General features: G+C 39.3%; 23 protein-coding genes. 1 reads left to right on the top strand and 22 read right to left on the bottom strand.

Annotated elements, in window-relative coordinates:
* Positions 1–229: 229 nt before the first annotated feature.
* A complete protein-coding gene (gene secA, locus FHR85_RS09315) occupies positions 230–2,740 on the bottom strand; it encodes a preprotein translocase subunit SecA (protein WP_167262616.1) in 2,511 nt (836 codons plus the stop codon).
* A gap of 174 nt (positions 2,741–2,914) precedes the next feature.
* Complete coding sequence (locus tag FHR85_RS09310) at positions 2,915–3,109, bottom strand: hypothetical protein (protein ID WP_167262615.1); 195 nt, start codon at positions 3,107–3,109, stop codon at positions 2,915–2,917.
* 211 nt (positions 3,110–3,320) lie between these two features.
* On the opposite strand from FHR85_RS09310, the gene FHR85_RS09305 reads away from it, so the two are divergent.
* Entirely contained in the window at positions 3,321–3,548 is a 228-nt protein-coding gene (locus tag FHR85_RS09305; RefSeq protein ID WP_167262614.1) for a hypothetical protein, read from the top strand.
* A gap of 1 nt (position 3,549) precedes the next feature.
* Here the strand turns inward: FHR85_RS09305 and hpf are convergent, their stop codons facing one another.
* The 20 genes from hpf to FHR85_RS09205 all read right to left on the bottom strand — a co-directional run bounded on the left by hpf (position 3,550) and on the right by FHR85_RS09205 (position 20,152).
* Positions 3,550–4,110 carry a ribosome hibernation-promoting factor, HPF/YfiA family gene (gene hpf / locus FHR85_RS09300; protein WP_167262613.1) on the bottom strand — a complete coding sequence of 187 codons (561 nt, stop codon included), beginning with the start codon at positions 4,108–4,110 and terminating at the stop codon, positions 3,550–3,552.
* A 169-nt stretch (positions 4,111–4,279) separates the two neighbouring features.
* Positions 4,280–4,630 carry a flagellar protein FliT gene (locus FHR85_RS09295; RefSeq protein WP_167262612.1) on the bottom strand — a complete coding sequence of 117 codons (351 nt, stop codon included), beginning with the start codon at positions 4,628–4,630 and terminating at the stop codon, positions 4,280–4,282.
* Positions 4,630–5,031 carry a flagellar export chaperone FliS gene (fliS, locus tag FHR85_RS09290; RefSeq protein WP_167262611.1) on the bottom strand — a complete coding sequence of 134 codons (402 nt, stop codon included), beginning with the start codon at positions 5,029–5,031 and terminating at the stop codon, positions 4,630–4,632. Before fliS ends, FHR85_RS09295 begins: the two co-directional genes overlap by 1 nt.
* Positions 5,032–5,049: 18 nt before the next feature.
* Positions 5,050–6,582, bottom strand: coding sequence for a flagellar hook-associated protein 2 (locus FHR85_RS09285; RefSeq protein WP_167262610.1), 1,533 nt, complete (start codon positions 6,580–6,582; stop codon positions 5,050–5,052).
* A gap of 15 nt (positions 6,583–6,597) precedes the next feature.
* Positions 6,598–6,972, bottom strand: coding sequence for a flagellar protein FlaG (gene flaG, locus FHR85_RS09280; protein WP_167262609.1), 375 nt, complete (start codon positions 6,970–6,972; stop codon positions 6,598–6,600).
* A gap of 147 nt (positions 6,973–7,119) precedes the next feature.
* Positions 7,120–7,911 (bottom strand): sulfotransferase family protein, encoded by a 792-nt coding sequence (locus FHR85_RS09275; RefSeq protein ID WP_167262608.1) that lies wholly within the window; start codon positions 7,909–7,911, stop codon positions 7,120–7,122.
* Positions 7,912–8,043: 132 nt separating this feature from the next.
* Complete coding sequence (locus tag FHR85_RS09270; RefSeq protein WP_167262607.1) at positions 8,044–9,912, bottom strand: glycosyltransferase; 1,869 nt, start codon at positions 9,910–9,912, stop codon at positions 8,044–8,046.
* Positions 9,913–9,914: 2 nt separating this feature from the next.
* Entirely contained in the window at positions 9,915–10,247 is a 333-nt protein-coding gene (locus FHR85_RS09265) for a hypothetical protein (protein ID WP_167262606.1), read from the bottom strand.
* An 82-nt stretch (positions 10,248–10,329) separates the two neighbouring features.
* The gene (locus tag FHR85_RS09260; RefSeq protein ID WP_167262605.1) at positions 10,330–11,484 is read right to left on the bottom strand and encodes a flagellin N-terminal helical domain-containing protein; all 1,155 of its coding nucleotides are present in this window, start codon (positions 11,482–11,484) and stop codon (positions 10,330–10,332) included.
* A 128-nt stretch (positions 11,485–11,612) separates the two neighbouring features.
* Positions 11,613–11,840, bottom strand: coding sequence for a carbon storage regulator CsrA (gene csrA, locus FHR85_RS09255; protein WP_167262604.1), 228 nt, complete (start codon positions 11,838–11,840; stop codon positions 11,613–11,615).
* On the bottom strand, positions 11,821–12,270 hold the full coding sequence (gene fliW, locus FHR85_RS09250; protein WP_167262603.1) for a flagellar assembly protein FliW: 450 nt from the start codon (positions 12,268–12,270) through the stop codon (positions 11,821–11,823). Before fliW ends, csrA begins: the two co-directional genes overlap by 20 nt.
* A 21-nt stretch (positions 12,271–12,291) precedes the next feature.
* On the bottom strand, positions 12,292–12,885 hold the full coding sequence (locus FHR85_RS09245) for a DUF6470 family protein (protein ID WP_167262602.1): 594 nt from the start codon (positions 12,883–12,885) through the stop codon (positions 12,292–12,294).
* Between the two features lie 60 nt (positions 12,886–12,945).
* Entirely contained in the window at positions 12,946–14,037 is a 1,092-nt protein-coding gene (gene flgL / locus FHR85_RS09240) for a flagellar hook-associated protein FlgL (protein WP_167262601.1), read from the bottom strand.
* A gap of 10 nt (positions 14,038–14,047) precedes the next feature.
* Entirely contained in the window at positions 14,048–15,646 is a 1,599-nt protein-coding gene (gene flgK, locus FHR85_RS09235; RefSeq protein ID WP_167262600.1) for a flagellar hook-associated protein FlgK, read from the bottom strand.
* Positions 15,647–15,665: 19 nt separating this feature from the next.
* A complete protein-coding gene (locus tag FHR85_RS09230) occupies positions 15,666–16,157 on the bottom strand; it encodes a flagellar protein FlgN (RefSeq protein ID WP_167262599.1) in 492 nt (163 codons plus the stop codon).
* A 12-nt stretch (positions 16,158–16,169) separates the two neighbouring features.
* On the bottom strand, positions 16,170–16,424 hold the full coding sequence (gene flgM / locus FHR85_RS09225; protein ID WP_167262598.1) for a flagellar biosynthesis anti-sigma factor FlgM: 255 nt from the start codon (positions 16,422–16,424) through the stop codon (positions 16,170–16,172).
* 109 nt (positions 16,425–16,533) lie between these two features.
* Complete coding sequence (locus tag FHR85_RS09220) at positions 16,534–16,962, bottom strand: TIGR03826 family flagellar region protein (RefSeq protein WP_167262597.1); 429 nt, start codon at positions 16,960–16,962, stop codon at positions 16,534–16,536.
* A 66-nt stretch (positions 16,963–17,028) separates the two neighbouring features.
* Complete coding sequence (locus FHR85_RS09215; protein ID WP_167262596.1) at positions 17,029–17,442, bottom strand: ComF family protein; 414 nt, start codon at positions 17,440–17,442, stop codon at positions 17,029–17,031.
* A gap of 257 nt (positions 17,443–17,699) precedes the next feature.
* Positions 17,700–18,875: an ATP-dependent helicase ComFA gene (locus tag FHR85_RS09210; RefSeq protein WP_243864208.1), complete on the bottom strand. Its 1,176-nt coding sequence runs from the start codon at positions 18,873–18,875 to the stop codon at positions 17,700–17,702.
* A gap of 338 nt (positions 18,876–19,213) precedes the next feature.
* Positions 19,214–20,152, bottom strand: coding sequence for a nuclease-related domain-containing protein (locus tag FHR85_RS09205; RefSeq protein WP_167262594.1), 939 nt, complete (start codon positions 20,150–20,152; stop codon positions 19,214–19,216).
* Positions 20,153–20,301: the final 149 nt, after the last annotated feature.

Here is a 20,301-nt window from a genome sequence, read left to right as displayed (position 1 = left end):
ATTAATGCTAACCATATTGTACCATTAAAAACGCGAAATAACAGCTCTTAGCTAGGTTCATAACCAAATTGTCATAATTTTTATAGAAGGAGTAGTGTGTTGTCGAATAAAGTCGAATTCGGAATACGGCAATTAACTAATGAATAGTATAACCAACTCCATACATTATGTTTGTGCGCTAAATAACAAACAAAACCCGTTCTGACTGATCAGAACGGGTTTTGCATCATTATGCACCGTGGCAATGCTTATATTTTTTACCGCTACCGCATGGGCAAGGTTCATTTCGGCCAACTTCTTTCTTCTTCACAATCGGTTGGCGTTTTTGTTCTTCTTGAGGACGGCCACCAGAGACAGCTTTTGCGTCTTTAGCTACCTCTTCACGTTGTAAGTTTTCTCGAATCTGAGCTTTCATTGCATAACGCGCAACTTCCTGCTCGATTGAAGCAATCATATCTTCAAACATCGAGAAGCCTTCCATTTGATATTCTTGCAGTGGATTGTTTTGACCATACGCACGCAAATGAATACCTTGGCGGAGCTGATCCATTTGATCGATATGGTCCATCCACTTCGAGTCAACTGTACGCAGTAAGATCACTTTTTCAAATTCGCGCATTTGTTCATCTGTTAATTCTTCTTCGCGCTCATCATATTTCTTCTTCACAACGTCCATGATGGTTTCAATAATCTCATCTGGCTCTTTGCCTTTTAGATCGTCTGCTGAAATTTCTTCAGGCTCTAAAATATTAGCCTCTAAGAATTGAACGAGACTTTCAAGGTCCCAGTTCTCTTCGTCTTCTTCTTGCGTATAAACCTCAACATTACGTTTCACGGTTGATTCAATCATGCCAATAATAATGTCACGCAAGTTGTCCGATTCGAGCACTTCATTACGTTGTTCGTAAATAATATCACGCTGCTCACGTAAGACATCGTCATAAGACAGGATTTGCTTACGCGCATCGAAGTTATTACCTTCAACCCGTTTTTGTGCAGATTCAACAGCACGGGATACCATTTTACTCTCGATTGGTTGGTCATCGTTTAAACCAAAACGATCCATCATCGCATGCATACGCTCTGAACCGAAACGACGCATGAGCTCATCTTCCATGGAAAGATAAAACTGTGATACACCTGGGTCACCTTGACGACCAGAACGACCACGTAACTGATTATCAATACGGCGTGATTCGTGACGTTCTGTACCAACAACTGCTAGGCCACCTAGCTCTACGACGCCATCACCCAGTTTGATATCTGTACCACGACCAGCCATGTTCGTCGCAATCGTTACAGCACCTTTATGACCTGCTTCTTGAATAATTTCCGCTTCTTTAAAGTGGTTCTTCGCGTTTAAGACATTGTGTTTAACGCCAGCTTTCTTCAGTTGCTGAGAAATCAATTCTGATGACTCCACAGAAACCGTACCGACTAAAATTGGCTGACCCATTTCGTGACGTTCTTTGATATCTTGAACCATCGCTTTATACTTGCCATCCATGGATTTATAAATTAAATCTGGACGGTCGTCACGAATGATTGGTTCGTTGGTCGGTATCGAAACAACATTCATATTATAAATATCACGGAATTCTTCTTCTTCCGTTTTCGCCGTACCCGTCATACCAGCTAACTTATTGTACATCCGGAAAAAGTTCTGGAATGTGATGGTCGCAAGGGTCATGCTTTCTTTTTGGATCTGTAAGTCTTCTTTCGCTTCGATCGCTTGGTGAAGGCCATCACTATAACGACGTCCCTTCATGAGACGTCCTGTAAATTGGTCGACAATGACCACTTGATCTTCTTCAACCACATAATCCGTATCACGCTGCATCACGACACGCGCTTTTAACGCTTGGTTAATATGATGCGTCAGTGACACGTTATTCAAATCATACAAGTTTTCAATATTAAAGTAATTTTCCGCTTTTGTAATACCAGACTCCGTTAACTGGACGTTACGTGATTTTTCATCAAATGTATAATCGTCTTCAGGGGTTAACGTTGAAACAAATCCGTCAGCTTGTACATAATTAGTCTGAGATTTCTTTTGTGAACCTGAAATAATTAACGGTGTACGCGCTTCGTCAACTAGAATCGAGTCCACCTCGTCCACAATCGCAAAGTTCAATTCACGCTGGACACGGCGCTCTTTGTAAAGCACCATATTATCACGTAAATAGTCGAAACCGAATTCATTATTCGTACCATACGTAATATCCGCGTCATAAGCTTCACGTTTCTCTTCTTTATCAAGCTCATTCGTATTTAAACCAACTGTTAGACCGAGCCAGTTGTATAATTCGCCCATATCTTCCGCGTCACGTGACGCCAAGTAATCGTTCACAGTGATAATATGAACGCCTTTGCCACTAATGGCATTTAAATAAGCAGGCATAGTTGACGCTAGTGTTTTACCTTCACCTGTTTTCATCTCAGCGATATCACCATGATGGATCGCAATCGCCCCAATTAATTGTACGTAGAACGGGCGCATGCCTAACACGCGATTAGCCGATTCACGCGCAACTGCATAAGCTTCAGGTAATAAAGCATCCAGCGATTCACCTGCTTCATAACGATTTTTAAATTCTGTTGTTTTTGCCTGTAATTCTGTATCTGACAATAATTTCGTATTCGATTCTAACGCTTCAATCTTATCTGCTGTTTTTCGGAGTTTTTTCAACTGTTTCTCATTCAAATCCCCAAACACCTTGGTTAGTAATTGCTTCATATCGTTGCACCTCGTATCCTTTTGTTTACAATACTCCATTATCAATCATAACACTACCTTTTTAATCATGACAACTAACGGAATAGAGGTGTTTTTGTCGATTTGACTCGCAATAAAAAGAAACCAGCTTGCGGGTGAGGTAAGCTGGTCAAAAGGACAAGACCATAAAGGTGACTATTTGACTTGGGATGAAGAATAATTGGGAAAGGAAACATTAACATCGGAATGGGAGGTTACACGTTCTTCTAGAGCAATCACACGCTCATTCGTGGTTGCGACAATGCGAACGAGTTGGGAAATCATTTCACTTTGACGATTTAGTTGATTTTGAAGCTTAGAACATTCGAGGCAGTTAAACTGATGAGTCATCTCGTATTCCCCCTTTATGATCTTGCTAACTTAGTTATACCACGGTTCTGGGAGGTTGGGTAGCCCCATAAAAATTAAGGAGAAATGCGTTAGGAGGAGGTTTTTCGTGAAATTTTGATTAACTTGGACAAATTTTTGAAGAAAATGTCGTGATTGATTGGAAAAACTTTTTTGTGAAAAGTTTTAACTGCGTTGGATTTCGGTGAGGAGAATGGTTGTTGCACCAATTCTCACCGTTGTTGAATCAATTTTCCCAGGTCTTGCGTCAACTTTTAAAACCCTTGCACCAACTTTTGCTTTCCTTGCTTCAAAATTTAAATCTCTTGCATCAAAATTAAATTTTCTTGCGCCAAACTCAATCCACCCTATAAATAATCAGAATCACTTCATCTTCAATCAAAAAAAGGCGCCCCATCAAGCGGAGCGCCTCTTCCTATAAATTATGCGTTCGGCTCAATCAAGCCGTATTTTCCATCTTTACGTTTGTAAACCACGTTTGTTTCGCCTGTTTCCGAGTTCTCGAAGACGTAAAACGCGTGGCCAAGCATATCCATTTGTAGGACTGCTTCTTCTTCGTCCATCGGTTTTAAATCAAATTGTTTCTTCTTCACAATATCGATTGAATCATCTTCAGCTTCTTCAATTTGTTCCGTGATTGCCTCCTTCTCTAATTCAGCAAACACGTGTTTAGGAGCACCTTCTTGGCGGAACTTGCGGTTAATTTTTGTTTTATATTTTCGAATTTGCCGTTCTAATTTATCCACGACCAAATCAACTGCTGCATACATATCCGTATGCCCTTCCTCTGCACGTAACAATAAGTTCGGCATCGGAATTGTCACCTCAATACGTTGTTCCGTATTGTAAACACTTAAGTTCACATGTACATCAGAAGATGGCGGCGTATCAAAATAACGCTCTAACTTCGAAATCTTCTTTTCCACATATTCGCGGATGGGATCTGTAACCTCGATGTTTTCGCCTCTTACGTTGTAAATCATATACAAGTCCTCCTTTCGTCTATGTAGGTTACATTCAACAATACCCCAAAGAACTCCTGCTTAAACCTCCGAAAAATTTAGAATATTTTGTCGACATTTCGACGAAAGGCTTCATGACAAGGCTTTAAGTATAAAAAAGATGAAAGGATTTCATTTATCCTTTCATCTATTAGTTCCGTGTATCAATAAACCCACCATCATTGCCGCGTAAATTTTGATACGGATTTATATATTTTTTGTTACCTGCTTGTTGTTTTTTAAATTTGCCTATATCCTGTTGAAATGAATTCATATATTGATCGGCCTTTTGACGCAAAGCCTCATCCAATGTCAACAATTCTTGTGCTAATTCACGCTCTTCATCCGAATATTCCCCATCAAGTTGATCGATGAGTTGACCACGTTTTTCAACAAACTGATTAAATTCATTAATCAACTCTTCACGGTCGATCTCATCAGCTTTCTCAAAACGGTCATTCATCTGTTTCGTCAAAGTGTACAATGCTTTAATAGTTGACATTAAGCTTGGGCTCCTGACGCATATTTATTCTGACGATCAATTTTGACTACTTCTTTCCAAGTGTCACGCAACTCGCGCACCATTTGATCTGCTTCATCCAACTGCGCCACATCATCATTAATATTCGCCTGACGCAATAAGTAATTAATGTAATCATACAGTGGCATGAGTTGTCCAGAAATCTCATACTCCGGATTTAACGTCAGCATAAATTCTGTAATAATGTTTTGCGCCTTTTGTAGGTTTTCATTTTTAGCCTTAATCTCTTTATTTTCCATTGCTTCGCGACCCAGTTTAATAAACTTCAAGCAACCATTATAAAGTTGCAACGTCAATTCCCCTGGTGAAGCGGTGGCGACTGAATTCTGTTGATACGCTTGAAATGCTTGATTATAAGACATGTAGCCTCACCCCTCTTATTACATCATTCCGCCTAACTGTTGTTGCAATTGAGACGATTGAGCGTTCGCTTGCTGAACAGCTTGTTCCATGCGAGTGAACTGGTCCCAATATCGCTGTTCAGCTTGTTGCATACGTCGCTCAAAGTCAGTCATTCGCTCAGACATATCCGCCATTTCTCGCCCTAGTGTATACTGCTGCAGCTGTTGAAACTCGTTTCCTGCTCGGTCAGTAATTTGATTCATCATTGAATCAAGAGAATCCTCTACGCGTTGTGTAATGCCACGTTCCTTACCTTCCGAACTGTTATGAAATAAGTTCATCACAGCTTCAGGGTCCTCTTGAAGCTTCTCTCTTAATTTAGCTTCATCCACTTCCAATTTACCATTATCGCGCCAATTGGAAGAAGTTGTAATACCAACATCTAAGACACTCTTAATGTCTTCATTCCCTGTGCCCTCAACGGATTCATACCATGACGAACGCATCGAGCTAACACCCATCTCAATCGTTGAATCGCTACGTAACATACCACTTTGCGATTTCTCTTGCCATAATTCTATTTCACGCTCAGTCATTTCTTCCGTTTGTCTTTCAGTTAACGGGGGATAGTCACGATTTTTTTCTTCATTCGTTTTCCCGTTCATGTAATCAATTGTTTCATTATACTTATCAATGAAACCCGTGATTTGTTCCATCGCAGCGTCGACATCGTTTCCAACTGTGACGTTGGTTGGTCCATCTGTTTTTGATTGAAATTCAAAGTTCACACCATTAAGTTCATAACTGTTATTATTGGACTGCATAGTAATTCCGTTATAGTTGAATTCAGCTTTGTCACCACGTGTTTCTTGGGCATTATCAATACCAAGCACATTACCGAAGAACCCTGCACTTAAATCCATTTCATTTCCACCGTCATTAAAATCCCCAGCTTCAGTTCGCTCCATAATGACACGGTTATCTCCAGAATCGTAAAATGCTCTCACATCACCGTTTGTTGCATCTGATATTTTTGAAAAAACATCACTGAGTGAATCACCTTCTTCTACATCGAATGAAGCAGGTTGCTCACCTTCAGCATTATGGTACGAGAAATCGACCGTTTGAGTCTCATAATTTTCACCGTTCAGATCGGTAAAATCAATTTGATCACTTAACGCTTCTAGTGGATCAAAATCATTAGTAAAAGTATCCTTCGCTCCTGAATTTACTGCCGCAGTTGCCAACTGATTTACTTCAATCGAATAATTTCCTGTACCTGCATCGTTCGAAGCCGTCGCTGTCACCGACCCTTCATCAGACGATGTTGTTGATTTCGATAAATACGTCGATGAGTGCTGCATATTCGAAATTTCACCGTCTAATTCAGATAGCTTCGTATTCGCTTCACGATATGCATCTCGCTGTAATTCAAGCCATTTCTGATCTTGTTCCATCCGTTTGAGTGGCTGTCTCTCAGCTTCCATCAACTGATTAACCATACTTTCGACATCCATCCCAGTCGCAAAACCAGTCATGCGCATCGAATTATCCATATTGTTTGATACCATCTTGACTCACCTACCTTAAATTCGTTCATCAACTATAAAACCCATAAATTCAGCCATCGCTGCATAAACATCTAGCATCTTTTCTGGCGGAATTTCTTTAACGACCTCATCTGTTTCCTTGTCCACAATTGAAATATAATTCCGATCTAACTTATCATGCATCTCGTAGCGAATCGACGTCTCAGCCGGTTCAAGAAATTCATTCATGCCCTCGACTAATTCCTCGGCGCGATCCCGCGTCATGTCCTCACCCGAACCATCACGCTTTAAACTCGCCTCATCATTCATCGCCTGCAATTTCGGTTTCGTTTTGTCTAATTGTGATAAAGCCTCCGATGTCCCCGACCGCTGCAGGAGTTGAGGGTTTGATAAAACTTGATCAACCTTCATCAAAAACAACTCCTTCCCTATGCTCTATTGGTTATATCGGCATATTGGTGGAGATGTTTAATTAATTATGTAAAAATAAAACCTCAACTTTGCAACACTAAAATTCAACAAAAATAACTTGATTCAAAATACTATTAACATCCAAAATTATTCATAACCTAAGGTTTTTAATAAATGTCCTGCCTGTTTATAAAATATTTCCTTTTCTTTTTCATCAAGTTTTTCCTGCCATTTCCCAATTGCTTTTGTATACCTTTTTTGTGACACTTGTGAAGTACTAGATTCAACAGGTTCACTATATAAATTTTGTGTTTCATGTTCCATAACGCGGTCATCCCACCGCTCACCTAAAAACTTTAGGATATCCTCCATTGTATTTTGAGGATTTAATATTAAATCTTCATATTTAATTAATTTAATTCTATCTTTTAGTATAGATGACTCTGCACTTTTTAACCCTTGTTCTACAACTTGAACCCAATACTTCGTAGCATTTTCAACATTTTTCACATACCAAATTGTTTCTCCACTACTATCTTTCCATTCCATATCAATCAAAGATGATACAACATCTCTTCCATCCCTAACTATATGAATAAATTTTGAATCAGGTAAGATATTAGCAAGTTCTTGCATAATTAAAACATTATGTGGTGTTTTTTCAACAACTCTCGATGCATTGTTCTGTTCAAGAAAATTTTCAAAGAAGGTATTAATCAAAGCTCTATAAGACTCATTTAATTTAGAATCATCTAAATAATATGACTTTCTAATATCTACCATTCGTCCTAATTGTTTGTATCCATTTATGAGATTAGGTAAGAGTTTAAATTCAGGGCCAGAACACATTTCTGGGTGTGCATTTAACATTACTCTTAAAAGTGTAGTGCCAGATCTTCCAGCCCCTCCAATAAAAACCATACCTTTTTCTTTATTCAACAATACATTCACCCTTTAGTATTATATAAATTATCTACAATCATTTCCATAACATTAATCAGACATTCAAATCAAAAATTTTTCTTTTAAGTTAAATTGAATTAAAAAACTCATTCCATTATCTAGGGAAGCTTATTCTACCTCTACTTGTTCAATTAACCTACTGATGAAACCCGAAAAGTATGGATGGTTTTCTCCGACATCTTGAAAATAAGATAAAGCCGATTTAATATTACCCATTTCTTTCTCACACTCAGCCAGATATAATTTAGCTAATAATTGTTGCTCGTTATCTGCGATTGACTGATAAACATAATCTAAGTTACTCACATTATAAATTGTCTTAATAAAATCATACCCTACACTTAAGTACCTTGATAAAATATCAAAGCCATTATCATTTTGTATTTCTGAAGATCTATTAATTAGAAAAGTAAATGCTACATCTTTGTATACACGGGATTGATGAAAGTCACCTTTTCGTACTTTAGAACTAATCAACCAATCCTCCACGACTTTATTGTTAATATTCTCATCATCCATTAATTTTTGAACAGCTTGCTTAATTTGGTAACTGCTAAACCTTTTCAGTTGGAAAAGTTTCATTTTCTTTCCGAAAAAAACAGATAGTACTTCATAGTATAAACTAATTTTATCTATTTCTATTTTGTTTATTATTTCTTTTGCTAAAGCTTCACTTTCATCGCTAAGTCTCATGAGATTATATTTACTATAAATCGAATCTTCTGAAGCAATAGTTTTTGTAAGTTCATAATTATCTTCGTATGATAAGTTATTTTTTTCTTTTTCGATTGCACGAATTGTTTTTTCTCGTTCAGTTTTCTCTTGAGAATCTAGAAATCTTTCTTTCAACTTATCATATTCTTGATTATATAATAATGATTTAAAAACAAATGTCTCTCTTGAACTTTCCGGTAAATTGTCTTCTAACTTTAATACTTCTTCATAATTTTCACTATTAAAATAATACAATGCAACTTCTTTTGTTAGGTTTTCAAGTGATTTTTCATTATTAGTAGAAAAGCCAACAGCTGAACTTATTTTATTTAACTGTATGTTTTCTTGATTTCTATATAAATGAACGTAATGATTATAGTATTGTTTCATTAGATCAACATTTTTAAATCTCAAATTAGCTAAAGTAAGATCATAGTACAAATCAATGTATTCGTTTGAAATACCAATTCCTTCTGTTGCTATTTCAATCATTTCGTCTAATAACCCTAGGTTTAAGGCAACTTTAGCATAATGGCCATATATATATATTCTTTCTCTCTTATCTTTATCGGAATTTAGAAGGTTATAAGCATTTCGTATTTCTCTTAGAGAATTAAATTTTTCTTTGATAGAAAAATATGATTTGGATAATTGAAATCGATAATAAATATCTTCAGGATTCTTGCTTAATTCCTTTTTTAGAATTGAAGCTGTGCGATCGAATTTCTTTTTCATTAATTCTTGATCATCATTTATGTATCCATAATGCAAAAAAGATATATCAGTTGTTAAAACAGGCGTTTTAAACCTCGGTTGGTTATGAACCGCACCTTCAAAACAGAAACCATCTCTGCGAAACATTCTTTCCGGATAGAATTCTTGTTGAGGCTCAGAGTTTTTCAGCAATACATTTCGACAAACAAAGCGTATGGTATTATATTTTTTTAGTAAGTTATTATCACTAATTAATTTCAGTAATTTCTCCTCATCTTCAAATACTTCATCAGCATCTAGGATTAATATCCACTCTCCTGTAGCATATGACAACGTGATGTTTCTCATTTCTGAAAAATGGTTATTCCAACCATGGAAATACACATTATTGGTATACTGTTTAGCAATATTTACAGTCTGATCCGTAGATCCTGTATCAACAATTATTAATTCTACGTCTGTTCTGCTAATAGTTTGGTTAATAGCAGTCAAACAATCACCCAAGTTATTTTCCTCATTTTTAACCATCATACAAACACTTAATTTCACTATTACATCTCCTCCTTCATTTCAATCAACAAAGGATTTATTTCAAAATACAATATATCACATACTGTACTAACATTTTCATTCTCTAATTCCGTTAGCATACTATTTAAGTAATAATTGAATTCTTCTAGATCAACATTAATTACTTCTTGATCAATTAGTCTTGAGACCCCATCAACTAATACCTGCATATCTTGTAGTAAATAATTAATTCTTTCAACCGATTCAGCAAGTTTAACCACTGAATAGTTATTATATATTTGCTCTATTCGAGTTGTAATATTTGTTCCTAAACTTTCAAGATCACTAATAAAACTTTTCAAATCAAAATTCATTTTCGTCCCACTTTCTATGTATTATTAAAAATGGTCCCGAGCAAGCCCGGAACCATTTCCAAAATATGAATTTTTATAGAACTTAACCTAATAGTTGAAGTACTGATTGTGGTTGCTGATTCGCTTGAGCTAACATTGATTGCGCAGCTTGTGATTTGACACTTGCTTGCGTCTGTTCCATCATTTGTGCTGCCATATCAGCGTCACGAATTCTAGATTCTGCAGCTGATAAGTTTTCAGAAGAGTTGTCTAGATTAGAGATTGTGTGATCTAAACGGTTTTGAATAGCACCTAGTTCGGAACGTTGTGAGGATACTGATTCAATTGCATCATCAATTGATGCGATAGCCCCATCAGCAGCTTCTTGTGTATTAATATCTATTCCAGACTCTGCAGTAGCTCCATTTGTTGCATCTGCATCAACTTCTACTGCCCCGTGGGTAATATTACTCGTTCCAAAATCAAGTGCATCTGCGCCTGAAACCATATCGCCAGTTGTAGATTCCAACTCACCCTCAGAATATCCAGAATTTAATGTTGAGAAAGTGGATCCATTTGAACTTACAGCAACAACATTCCCATCTGAATCTTCAAGGCCATAATTAGCTTGAACAGAATTTGTACTTCCTACACTAATTGTATCTTCAAATGATGTCACGTTATAACTTGCTCCTGTTGCCACAGCTCCTAAAGTTTCAGCAGATAAATCACCTGTTGTAGCAACCTTTCCTACGTCTAATTCTTCAGAACCCATATCGTCAATGCTTAATTCTAAATTTTGCCCTTCATTAGCACCGATTTGGAAAGTTTTACCTTCGAAATCACCATTCAATAAATTTTGCGTGTTAAACTCTGTATTATCAGCAATTCGATCTAATTCCTTTGATAATTGGTCGACTTCGTTTTGCAGCTCTTCACGATCCGCATCAACGTTTGTGTCGTTGGCAGATTGTACAGAAAGTTCACGCATACGCTGTAGGATACTATGTGATTCGTCAAGTGCACCTTCAGCTGTTTGGATCATTGAGATACCGTCTTGTGCGTTACGGCTTGCTTGGTCTAAACCGTTGATTTGACCGCGCATTTTCTCAGAGATCGCAAGACCTGCTGCGTCGTCTCCTGCTTTGTTAATGCGAAGACCTGACGATAGTTTCTCCATTGCTGATTGTTGTTGGTCTTGGTTGATTCCCATTTGACGGTGAGTATTCATCGCCGCCGTATTAGTGTTAATAATCATTTTAAAATTCCTCCCTGAATGTTTGTATGTGCCACGTCCTTGTGGCGATTTAAGTAAACAGTCTGTATGTCGGCCGACGTTTGACTGATGTCCTTATGTCTATAATATCGACAAGCTTAACGGGTTCTTTAGTCTTTTTGTTGATTTTTTATTAAATTTATCGAATCAGGTGTAAGTTCACTTGCAAGTTGGTTTTCTTGTAAGATTTGCTGGTAGATTTCTTGGCGATGGATGTCGACGTGTTTGGGAGCATCGATGCCGAGTTTGATTTGGTCGCCTTCTACGCTGACGACCTTAATCGAAATGTCGTCATTGATTTGAATCGCTTCGCCTTCTTTACGTGTTAGCACGAGCATGATGCTCTCCTCCTTTGATGGGATGTTTGGTGTGATAGTCAGTTCCAACGAGTGAAATTTGTTTGGCTTGTTTGTTGGCTTGATTGATGACGACTGGTGCTTTTAAATTCATGGTTGATTGATCGAATGGGTCTTTAACCGTGACAATACTCCAAACAACGACGTCTTCACCTTTTTCAATAGCTAATTGTTCAACCGTTGTGTCATCCAGTTTGAATTCGTAATTCGGATTGATTAAGAATGGATTCGTTAAAACAAAAGCCAACTCGGTCGTTTTCGTCGATTGCATAATTTTAAAAGCTGGATTGCCTTCTAAATCGAGTAAGGCAAACTCAGTTTCTGTTTGAAAGCCTGGTATGCCGTTTTCAAATGTGATCAATTGTTCATCTTTGACGTCTATTTCGCCAAAATAAACGGATTCAATGTTCATGCGTGATTCTCCTTTGGTTCTCTAGATTTTAAAATCGTATTGGTTCTGCCGCCAACTTTCCATGTCCACGTTAATGTCAAAGTGCGGTTCTTGAGCTAGACTTGTGTTTACGTCACCACGTTGATAATTAAATTGGGGCTTATTTGGTGTCGCGTTAATTACCGGTTCATTTGGTCTCGCTTCGATATTGACTTCAGCGGGTTGATAATTAATATCTACCACAAACTGCGATGACGGAATCCAACCGATATTAAAGTCTTGACGTGGATTCGGAATGTTTCGTTCAGCAATATTTTGGATCGCGTCCGTTCCATTTTCAATATTCATCATCTCGTCGCCTTCACGGGCACGGCGAGCAATCCCTTCTTGGGCTGTTCGCTGGCCTTCTTGAGCATTCTGGCGTACCGCTTCTCCAACACTAATAATGCCCATATCTCGCCATGCTTCCGTTTGATCGATTGTGAGTTTTGATGGCGTCGTTTCGATATTGAGATCTGCCTTAGGTTGTGAAATTTGGAGATCGGCATCTTGTTGTGTGATATCAAGTTGTGCATCTTGCGTGTCGATTCCGATTTGTCCGCGCTGAATGGTATAAGATATTGGAGGTAATTGCATCGTTAACACCTCGTTTCTATGTAGAAAAAGCTATCTGCCGGGAACAGATAGCTACTGTGATTATCGTAAAAAGTCCATTAACGTCGGTTGGATAATGCGTGAACCTGCGCTTAATGAAGCTCGATGCACATTTTCCTGCATGCGCAAGTTTGTAATAACTTCCGTTAAATCTGCGTCTTCATTTTGCGTCATTAAATCTGTTGTCGTCACCTCTTGCTGAGATAATCGTGTTTCGATTAATTCTGCTCGGTTCATACGAGCACCTAAGTCTGCCCGTTCGTTCACAAGATCTTGTGAGAACTGATCTAATGTTGATAAGTGTTCATCGAAGTCGTCACCATTTAGCGGTGGATCGTCTTGAGTTAATTTGTTAACGATATTATTTAACTCATCGAACATGTCGGCTGAAAACGCATTGGATGGATTCGTATTCGCTTTAAGATCAACGCCGTCTGATACTTCGATGTTCACAGCATTGTTATTAGGCGCAGGCATATTATTATTCATGTAATCTTCTGCCTCAGCGACCGTCGTGATATCAAGATTATCATGATTCATCATTTGATTGACACTGCGCTCTATATTAGGATCATCAATATTTAAATCGGCTAAATCGCCATTTTGACCATCGATCTCATTTAACACATCATCCGAGTTGTTAATCACAGGGACGAGTTCACCATTATCGTTGTGTGCCTCGACGAAACCATCTTCGTTAAAGCGTGCATTATCGGTATTCGTACCGTTAAAAATATATTTATTATTCACTTGAGTGTTCGCAATATCACGCAGGTGATTTTTAATCTCTTCAACTTCACTCGCCATATTACCGCGTTGGTTTTCTTCGTACGTATCGTTACTTGCCTGAATCACGAGTTCACGAACGCGGGTTAAAGCTTGTCCCGCTTCATTCATCGCTTCGTCCGAAGAATCCATCCACGTGTTTACTTCAGACATATTCCGTTCAAACTGTTCGACTTTCGACAACTCCGAACGATAATCAACGCCTTTCATCGCAACGACAGGGTCATCAGATGGGCGGTTAATCTTCTTGCCGGTCGACAGTTGTTCCATATACTTTTGCATTTCGGAGTTATTTTTCTGGATGTTATTCATCATATTTTGACTAAGCATACTTTGTGTCACGCGCATTACGATTCACCTACCTTCCGACGATTCCCATTTGGTTAATGATACGATCGAGCGTTTCGTCCACGACCGTCATACTTCGTGCTGCCGCGTTATAAGCGTGTTGGAATTGAATCATGTTCGACATTTCTTCATCCAATGAAACCCCGCTTACTGATTCACGATTTTGGTCTACTGACTCGCGTAAACTTCCAGTATTTTCAGCCATACGATTTGCTTCTTGTGCTTTAACACCTAAGTCACCAATTTGTGCTTCATAAAATGATTGGAGCGTTTGGTCATCACCAATTGCTTCATTACGAACATCGGATAAAGCCAGTGCATTATCGCCATTCCCAGCTTCATTTGGTGCACTAGAGGCTGCGATTAAGTCTTCATTGTTCTGAATCGCACCAGCTACGCCAATTTCCGCCGCTGCTCCTTCGACATCATCGAGTTCTGTGAAAAAGTTTTGACCATTATCGTTTTGATTAAGTCCATAACCTTCTCGGTGTTGTGCATTAAATTCATTAGTGAAAGAATAAGCTAGCTGATCCATGCTATCGATCATGTCGACATAATCACCTGAGTAAACGGGCTCACCATCATCTGTGTTACCTGTATAATAGCCGTTTGATTCCATTAGACCTTTTAATGAACCTGATGATTCGAAATTTTGTGATTCAATATCCGTATCACCTACAGATACTTGACTCACAATCGCATCATCAATCGCAACCGAGTTGTCATTCGGATCTGTTCCGCCAAACGTAAAACTTAATTCGTTAATCTCATTTTGTCCGTCTTCCCCGTTATGTTCTTGAGAAGTCAACAGTTCTACAGGATCACCATTACTATCTGTCACTTGATTACCGTCTGAATTAAGCAATGTAATGGAAGCCGTTCCTTGGGCATTTGCCTGTGAATTCCCACCTGTATCTTCATAGTTTACTTCAACGTTGACATATTCTGATAACTGATCAACGGCTAAGTCACGTTTGTCGTATAAATCATTAGGCAAATCACCGTTCGGTTCTACACGTTCGATTTGACTATTTAAGTCTTGGATTTGCGTTAATAGATTATTAACCTGATCAGCACTCGTGTTCATTTGGTTTTGTAATTCGCCTTGAACGTCTTTTAATTTGCCATCTATATATTGAAATGTTTCAGCCATCGCTTCACCACGTTGTACCATGACACGACGTGCACCACCGTCTTGTGGGTTTGTCGCTACGTCTTGAATTGATTCCCAGAATTGGTCCATTGTCTTGGCCAGACCTGAATCACTTGGCTCGTTCATGATTTCTTCCATTCGCCCTAGTGCATCAGCTTTAGCCTCGTATTGACCGGCTTGATTATTTTCAGCACGGTATTGGAAATCAAGAAATTGATCACGAATACGCTGGATTTGTCCCGGTTCAACACCTGTTCCGAGTTGACCCGCAATTTCCGGACGATTTCTTCCGGGTGCTGGAAATGCGCTAGATTGTTCAAAATTAACACGCTGGCGTGAATAACCTTCTGTATTGGCATTCGATATATTATGGCTAGTCGTATGTAACGCGGATTGCTGGGTAGCTAATGCGCGCTGGGCAACTTCAAGCCCATGAAATGTCGATGTTGCTCCCATCGTTTATGCTCCTCTCAAACTAAGCCTTCGAATCAAAAATCGAGTGGTCAGTGGACTGATTCGATTGCTGCTGTTTATGGTAGTTCAAGTCCTTTTGATGCTTGGGCTGTAACATGTCTAATGTTAATTCAACATACTGTAACGATTGCTCCGTTAAATCACGATTCAGCTGTTCTTGTTGCTTTAAATCAGCTAGTGTGTAGACGAGCTTTTCGTAAAGTGCTTCAAGATATGCCTTTTTCTCCGGATCGTCTACCGTTTGAATAAGGTTTGAAATCGTGCGTTCGTCGCTGATTCCTTTTTCTTGAAACCATGCTTCAGTTTCTTCCACTCGTTTCGTTTCAATCTGGTCGAGCGCTTGAGCATGCTTTCGTTCTTTGATTAACATTTGGTTAAACGTTTCGAGATTGTTCTGTTTTAACTGTTCTGTTTTATCTTTGGACAGCTGAAGTAAGCTTTCGTTAAGTTGTTGAATTTTTTCAAGCTTTTCGATTATCGCATCAATTGACATGTGTTGCCTCCTTTAAGGCCGGAAGAATGAGGCCAGTTTTTCAGCGGTCTTGTTTAAGTCGACGTCATAGTTTCCGTCTTGGACTTGTTGCTTCACGTTTTGAACATGTTCATCGCGTGCCTTTTGAATATGATTATCTTGCATTGCTTTAGCGCGATTGGAAATTTCCGCTTTATCTGACTGTGCGTTCGGCTGTTTCGCCGGCTGTTGTTGGATTTGTTTTTGATAGGGATTTAAATGCGTTTGATTCGTTGGATTGACTTTCATCCTTTTTCACCCTTTCTAAACGAAACTGGCTATGATTGCGTGCAGCTCAGTTTGTAGTTAAAAACGAACCTTCCGTCTAGTTATTATATCGGAAGGTTCACAGGGATGTTTAGTCTCGCCATTTATTTTCTTGTTGGACATTATAATAAACTTTCGCATCACGTTTCTCTTGTTCTTGTTCAGCGATTGTTTTCGCGCCCGCTTCTTCTTTAAGGTCATTCTGTAAATCGCCAGCACAGTCTAGGCATAAACGCCCTTCATAAATTTGCGTGCCACAACGCTCGCAATCATAAGTTAAGTTCGGAAATTCCCCTGGATGAATGCGGCGTTGGACTAGCCATTTTTGAATAAGGTGTTTATCAACCCCGGTTGCCTCTGCCACTTCATTCATCGTCGACATGCGATTCTTCTTTTTGCGCATAAATTCATAAACTTTTTGGAAATCCTCTTCTTCTTGTTTAAAACAATCTGCGCAAACATCCTGATTTTGTTTGACGAATAAATTTCCACAGCGTGGGCAATTGGCTAAATCTGCCATGATGTTTCTCCCCCTCGATTATGTATTATTTACTATTATAATGGTTTAGGTTTCGAAAACAAAGACTTAACTGCGAATTAATGTGAATGATTCGACAGATTTTGCGCCATAATTGGTGAGGAGATCGGCGGCTTGACGTAGGGTTGTGCCGGTTGTATAAATATCGTCGATCAGGAGGATTTTATCTGGTGGATTTTCAGTGATGGTAAACGGGTTAAGTGAAGTGATGCGCTCGTAGCGTGACTTTTTCGACTGTTTGGCGTTGTCTTGGCGAGCCAGAATATTCGTGTGATAAGGTTGATATAATTTTTGTACGATCGCTTCGGCTTGGTTGAAGAGGCGTTGTTGTTGGCGCGAGGGATGAAGAGGAATGGGGATGATGGTTTGATGGTCACTGAAATGGGTTTTGTAAGTGGATTGGATTGCGGATTCGAACGCATGAATGATTTCGTAATCGCCACGGTATTTAAAACGACTCATGATGCTTTTCATTTCTGGCGTATAACGATATAACGAGATGTTTCGTTTTAAGGGATCTTTTGTGAAATGCTCTGACCATTTGTGACAGTCAGGGCATTTTTTTGCGTCGTGGGTCGGTTTCATGCAAATGGGACAGGTCGGGCCTGATATAGTTGGAAGTAATTGCTCACAGTCATCGCAAATCAAGCGAGATTTTGTGACAAGGAAAGTTGCCCACGTTGTGTCGGGTTCGGTTGAGTTTTGGCAAATATAGCAGTTCATGACGATCGGCCTTTCGCTTCAAGATTTTTGCGGATCGCGTAAGTGGTTGCTCGATTTACCGCCTCGGTGGTTTGTTCATAGAAAAATGTCACGTCACCTGTCGGGTCTTGAGCGCTCCTGCCTGCACGGCCAGCAATTTGAATAAGCGCTGCTTCATCGAATACGTGATGGTCGGCTTGAATAACGGCCACATCAATCGAAGGAAATGTCACACCCCGTTCGAGAATGGTTGTGGTGATTAGGGCTGAAATCGATTGGGTGCGGAATTGTTGAATGAGATGATGACGTTCTGGGCTTTCAGCATGAACGTATGGGAGATCGAGTTTGGTTGCGAGCTGTTCGGCGAGGGTAATGGTTGGGACGAACAAGAGGAAACGGCGATTGGCTTGTTTTGTATCGATCCATTGGGTGATTTTTGCGGGAAGTTGTCCATCTTCGAGTTGTTTAGTGAGACGGAAAAGCATTTGTTTGGAGGGGATTGGTAAAGGGTGGCCGTGATAACGCGCTGGAATCGAGACGGTCGGCAGTTGATTCGTGTTGATCAACCATTTTTGTTTGAATCGTGGAGTGGCAGTGAGGTAAATCGTCGCGCTATCGGGCTTGGTCGCACGCCGGACGGCTTTCGGGAGCATTTTGTCATGATGGTACGGGAAAGCATCGACTTCATCAACGATCATGACATCGAAAGAACGCTCGTACCGTAATAATTGATGCGTGGTGGCGATCACGAGGTGGCTATTGATGTCCTGTTCTGGGCTACCACCATAAAGGGCAGCTAAGTGAATCGTTGGGAAGTCACGTCTTAGTCTTGGAGCCAGTTCTTTGACGACATCTGAACGCGGAGTGGCAAGACAGATTCTTTTGTTGTATTGAATAGCGTGTGTAATACCTTCATAAAGCATTTCTGTTTTACCGGCACCACAGACAGCGTCGATTAAAAGTCGGTCGTTTTGTTGGATTGTTTTGACGAGTTGGGTGGACGCTCGTTGTTGGAGATGGGTGAGATTGCCTCGCCATTTGAGCGGATTTTTCGGGTAGTGACGTGTCGGCTTCGGACCTGTCCATTGGTATAGAGGCTCGAGTGTACTTGTGCGCCCCATTTGAATACATTGTTTACAATAGATGATGGGTTTCGGATGATGCGGGATTTTACCGAAATAAGATGGTTTCATGTTAAAACACCTAAGGCATTTATGGAGAGTGAATTTTGTCTGAATCGATGGGATTTCGAGGATGTATCCATTTTTGATGAGGTAGTTCAGACGCTGTTCGGAGATGTTTAATTCAGATTTGAGAAGTAATTTTCCTGAAAACTTTCGTGCCATATCTTCGATTAACGGGGGTACATGCATGATAGAGTTGAAACCTCCTTTGGTTTGATTGTTAGATAATCTTAGGACTTTGTTAAACAATTAATGGAGAATGTTAAACATTCTATTCAGTTTGTAAAATAACTACCGGAGATTGTTAGACAATGTAATCACATTGTCTAACAATCATGAAATGCTGATCACACGAGTATATAAGAAGTCCCTCGTTTTTCGCCAATCTGTTTAGCTGTTCTTTTGAGTAATCTGCGAGCAGTATGTGGAGGTATAGCTAAAAACTTGGCGACTAATTGGCAAGTCACATTATCTCCAAAAATTAGTCGACACGCTCGTAAAGCAGGGATATGAGCTGATCGATCTTGGTGATGACAAGTTGGGCAAACCCAATTACTGTAGGTTCGTTCCATAAATACATCGCCACACCCTGTACATCGAACACCTGACTTAATATGCGCTAAAAGACCAGGATAATCGTTTAATAGTTGGGACTGCCTATTTTCATGATGACTGACGATAAATTGAGCTAGATTTTCGAGATAGTCCTCCTGGTTATATGTTTCAGCATGAGTCATTACAACTTCATCGATCCGTTGAAGCAATCTTTGGCTAATAATCATGTTGGGCTCATTTCCTTCAATGGTAGGGATGGCTTCATCATGGGTAAGGACAACTAGTGGTTGAATCGGAGGAAGAGGATAAGGACTACTCTTAATCAATGTGGTTAATTTATGACGTTGCATTTCAACTTGTGCTACAGGATCACGCCGTCGTACTGAGCGGTTACCAACTTTTTGTTCAAAAATGCCTGTCTGGGAATGGTAACGAAGCTCACCTTTATAGTGCTTTGTTTCTAAAATAAGGATACAATGCGGAAAGATTAAGAGATGGTCAATTTGACATTTTGACCGATGGGCTTGGAAATACAAACCATGCAAATGAAAGAAATCTGATTGAATTTGGTTAATATAATAATAGATGGATTGCTCCCCTTCATAACCCGCACTTTCAATCAGGTAACGTTCTTTTAATTCTTTAAAATAAGGACTAGAAGCATCAAGTCGTGGCATAATCTCCTCCAGCAATTCTAAATCTGGTGATTTCTCTCGCAAAATGGTCGTCATCAAATGCTCTCCTTTTTTACTATTATTATAGTGCGACCGCAAGAGGTTGCATAGCCTACGAAAAAACACTAAGTAACAAGAATAATAGGTTTTTCACATCCTAAATGACATATTTAAATAAATTAGAAACGTTATCGATTTTTTCTCTC

It is taken from the genome of Alkalibacillus almallahensis, assembly GCF_011761495.1.
Lineage (GTDB): Bacteria > Bacillota > Bacilli > Bacillales > Alkalibacillaceae > Alkalibacillus > Alkalibacillus almallahensis.
Note: the sequence above shows the minus strand (reverse complement) of the source record. Positions and strands in the feature narration are given on the sequence as shown.

Excerpts from the sequence above, each read along its gene's own strand:
- secA (WP_167262616.1), bottom strand. The coding sequence starts at position 2,740 with ATGAAGCAATTACTAACCAAGGTGTTTGGGGATTTGAATGAGAAACAG.
- FHR85_RS09310 (WP_167262615.1), bottom strand. The coding sequence starts at position 3,109 with ATGACTCATCAGTTTAACTGCCTCGAATGTTCTAAGCTTCAAAATCAA.
- FHR85_RS09305 (WP_167262614.1), top strand. The coding sequence starts at position 3,321 with ATGGTTGTTGCACCAATTCTCACCGTTGTTGAATCAATTTTCCCAGGT.
- hpf (WP_167262613.1), bottom strand. The coding sequence starts at position 4,110 with ATGATTTACAACGTAAGAGGCGAAAACATCGAGGTTACAGATCCCATC.
- FHR85_RS09295 (WP_167262612.1), bottom strand. The coding sequence starts at position 4,630 with ATGTCAACTATTAAAGCATTGTACACTTTGACGAAACAGATGAATGAC.
- fliS (WP_167262611.1), bottom strand. The coding sequence starts at position 5,031 with ATGTCTTATAATCAAGCATTTCAAGCGTATCAACAGAATTCAGTCGCC.
- FHR85_RS09285 (WP_167262610.1), bottom strand. The coding sequence starts at position 6,582 with ATGGTATCAAACAATATGGATAATTCGATGCGCATGACTGGTTTTGCG.
- flaG (WP_167262609.1), bottom strand. The coding sequence starts at position 6,972 with ATGAAGGTTGATCAAGTTTTATCAAACCCTCAACTCCTGCAGCGGTCG.
- FHR85_RS09265 (WP_167262606.1), bottom strand. The coding sequence starts at position 10,247 with ATGAATTTTGATTTGAAAAGTTTTATTAGTGATCTTGAAAGTTTAGGA.
- FHR85_RS09260 (WP_167262605.1), bottom strand. The coding sequence starts at position 11,484 with ATGATTATTAACACTAATACGGCGGCGATGAATACTCACCGTCAAATG.
- csrA (WP_167262604.1), bottom strand. The coding sequence starts at position 11,840 with ATGCTCGTGCTAACACGTAAAGAAGGCGAAGCGATTCAAATCAATGAC.
- fliW (WP_167262603.1), bottom strand. The coding sequence starts at position 12,270 with ATGAACATTGAATCCGTTTATTTTGGCGAAATAGACGTCAAAGATGAA.
- FHR85_RS09245 (WP_167262602.1), bottom strand. The coding sequence starts at position 12,885 with ATGCAATTACCTCCAATATCTTATACCATTCAGCGCGGACAAATCGGA.
- flgL (WP_167262601.1), bottom strand. The coding sequence starts at position 14,037 with ATGCGCGTGACACAAAGTATGCTTAGTCAAAATATGATGAATAACATC.
- flgK (WP_167262600.1), bottom strand. The coding sequence starts at position 15,646 with ATGGGAGCAACATCGACATTTCATGGGCTTGAAGTTGCCCAGCGCGCA.
- FHR85_RS09230 (WP_167262599.1), bottom strand. The coding sequence starts at position 16,157 with ATGTCAATTGATGCGATAATCGAAAAGCTTGAAAAAATTCAACAACTT.
- flgM (WP_167262598.1), bottom strand. The coding sequence starts at position 16,424 with ATGAAAGTCAATCCAACGAATCAAACGCATTTAAATCCCTATCAAAAA.
- FHR85_RS09220 (WP_167262597.1), bottom strand. The coding sequence starts at position 16,962 with ATGGCAGATTTAGCCAATTGCCCACGCTGTGGAAATTTATTCGTCAAA.
- FHR85_RS09215 (WP_167262596.1), bottom strand. The coding sequence starts at position 17,442 with ATGAGTCGTTTTAAATACCGTGGCGATTACGAAATCATTCATGCGTTC.
- FHR85_RS09210 (WP_243864208.1), bottom strand. The coding sequence starts at position 18,875 with ATGAAACCATCTTATTTCGGTAAAATCCCGCATCATCCGAAACCCATC.
- FHR85_RS09205 (WP_167262594.1), bottom strand. The coding sequence starts at position 20,152 with ATGACGACCATTTTGCGAGAGAAATCACCAGATTTAGAATTGCTGGAG.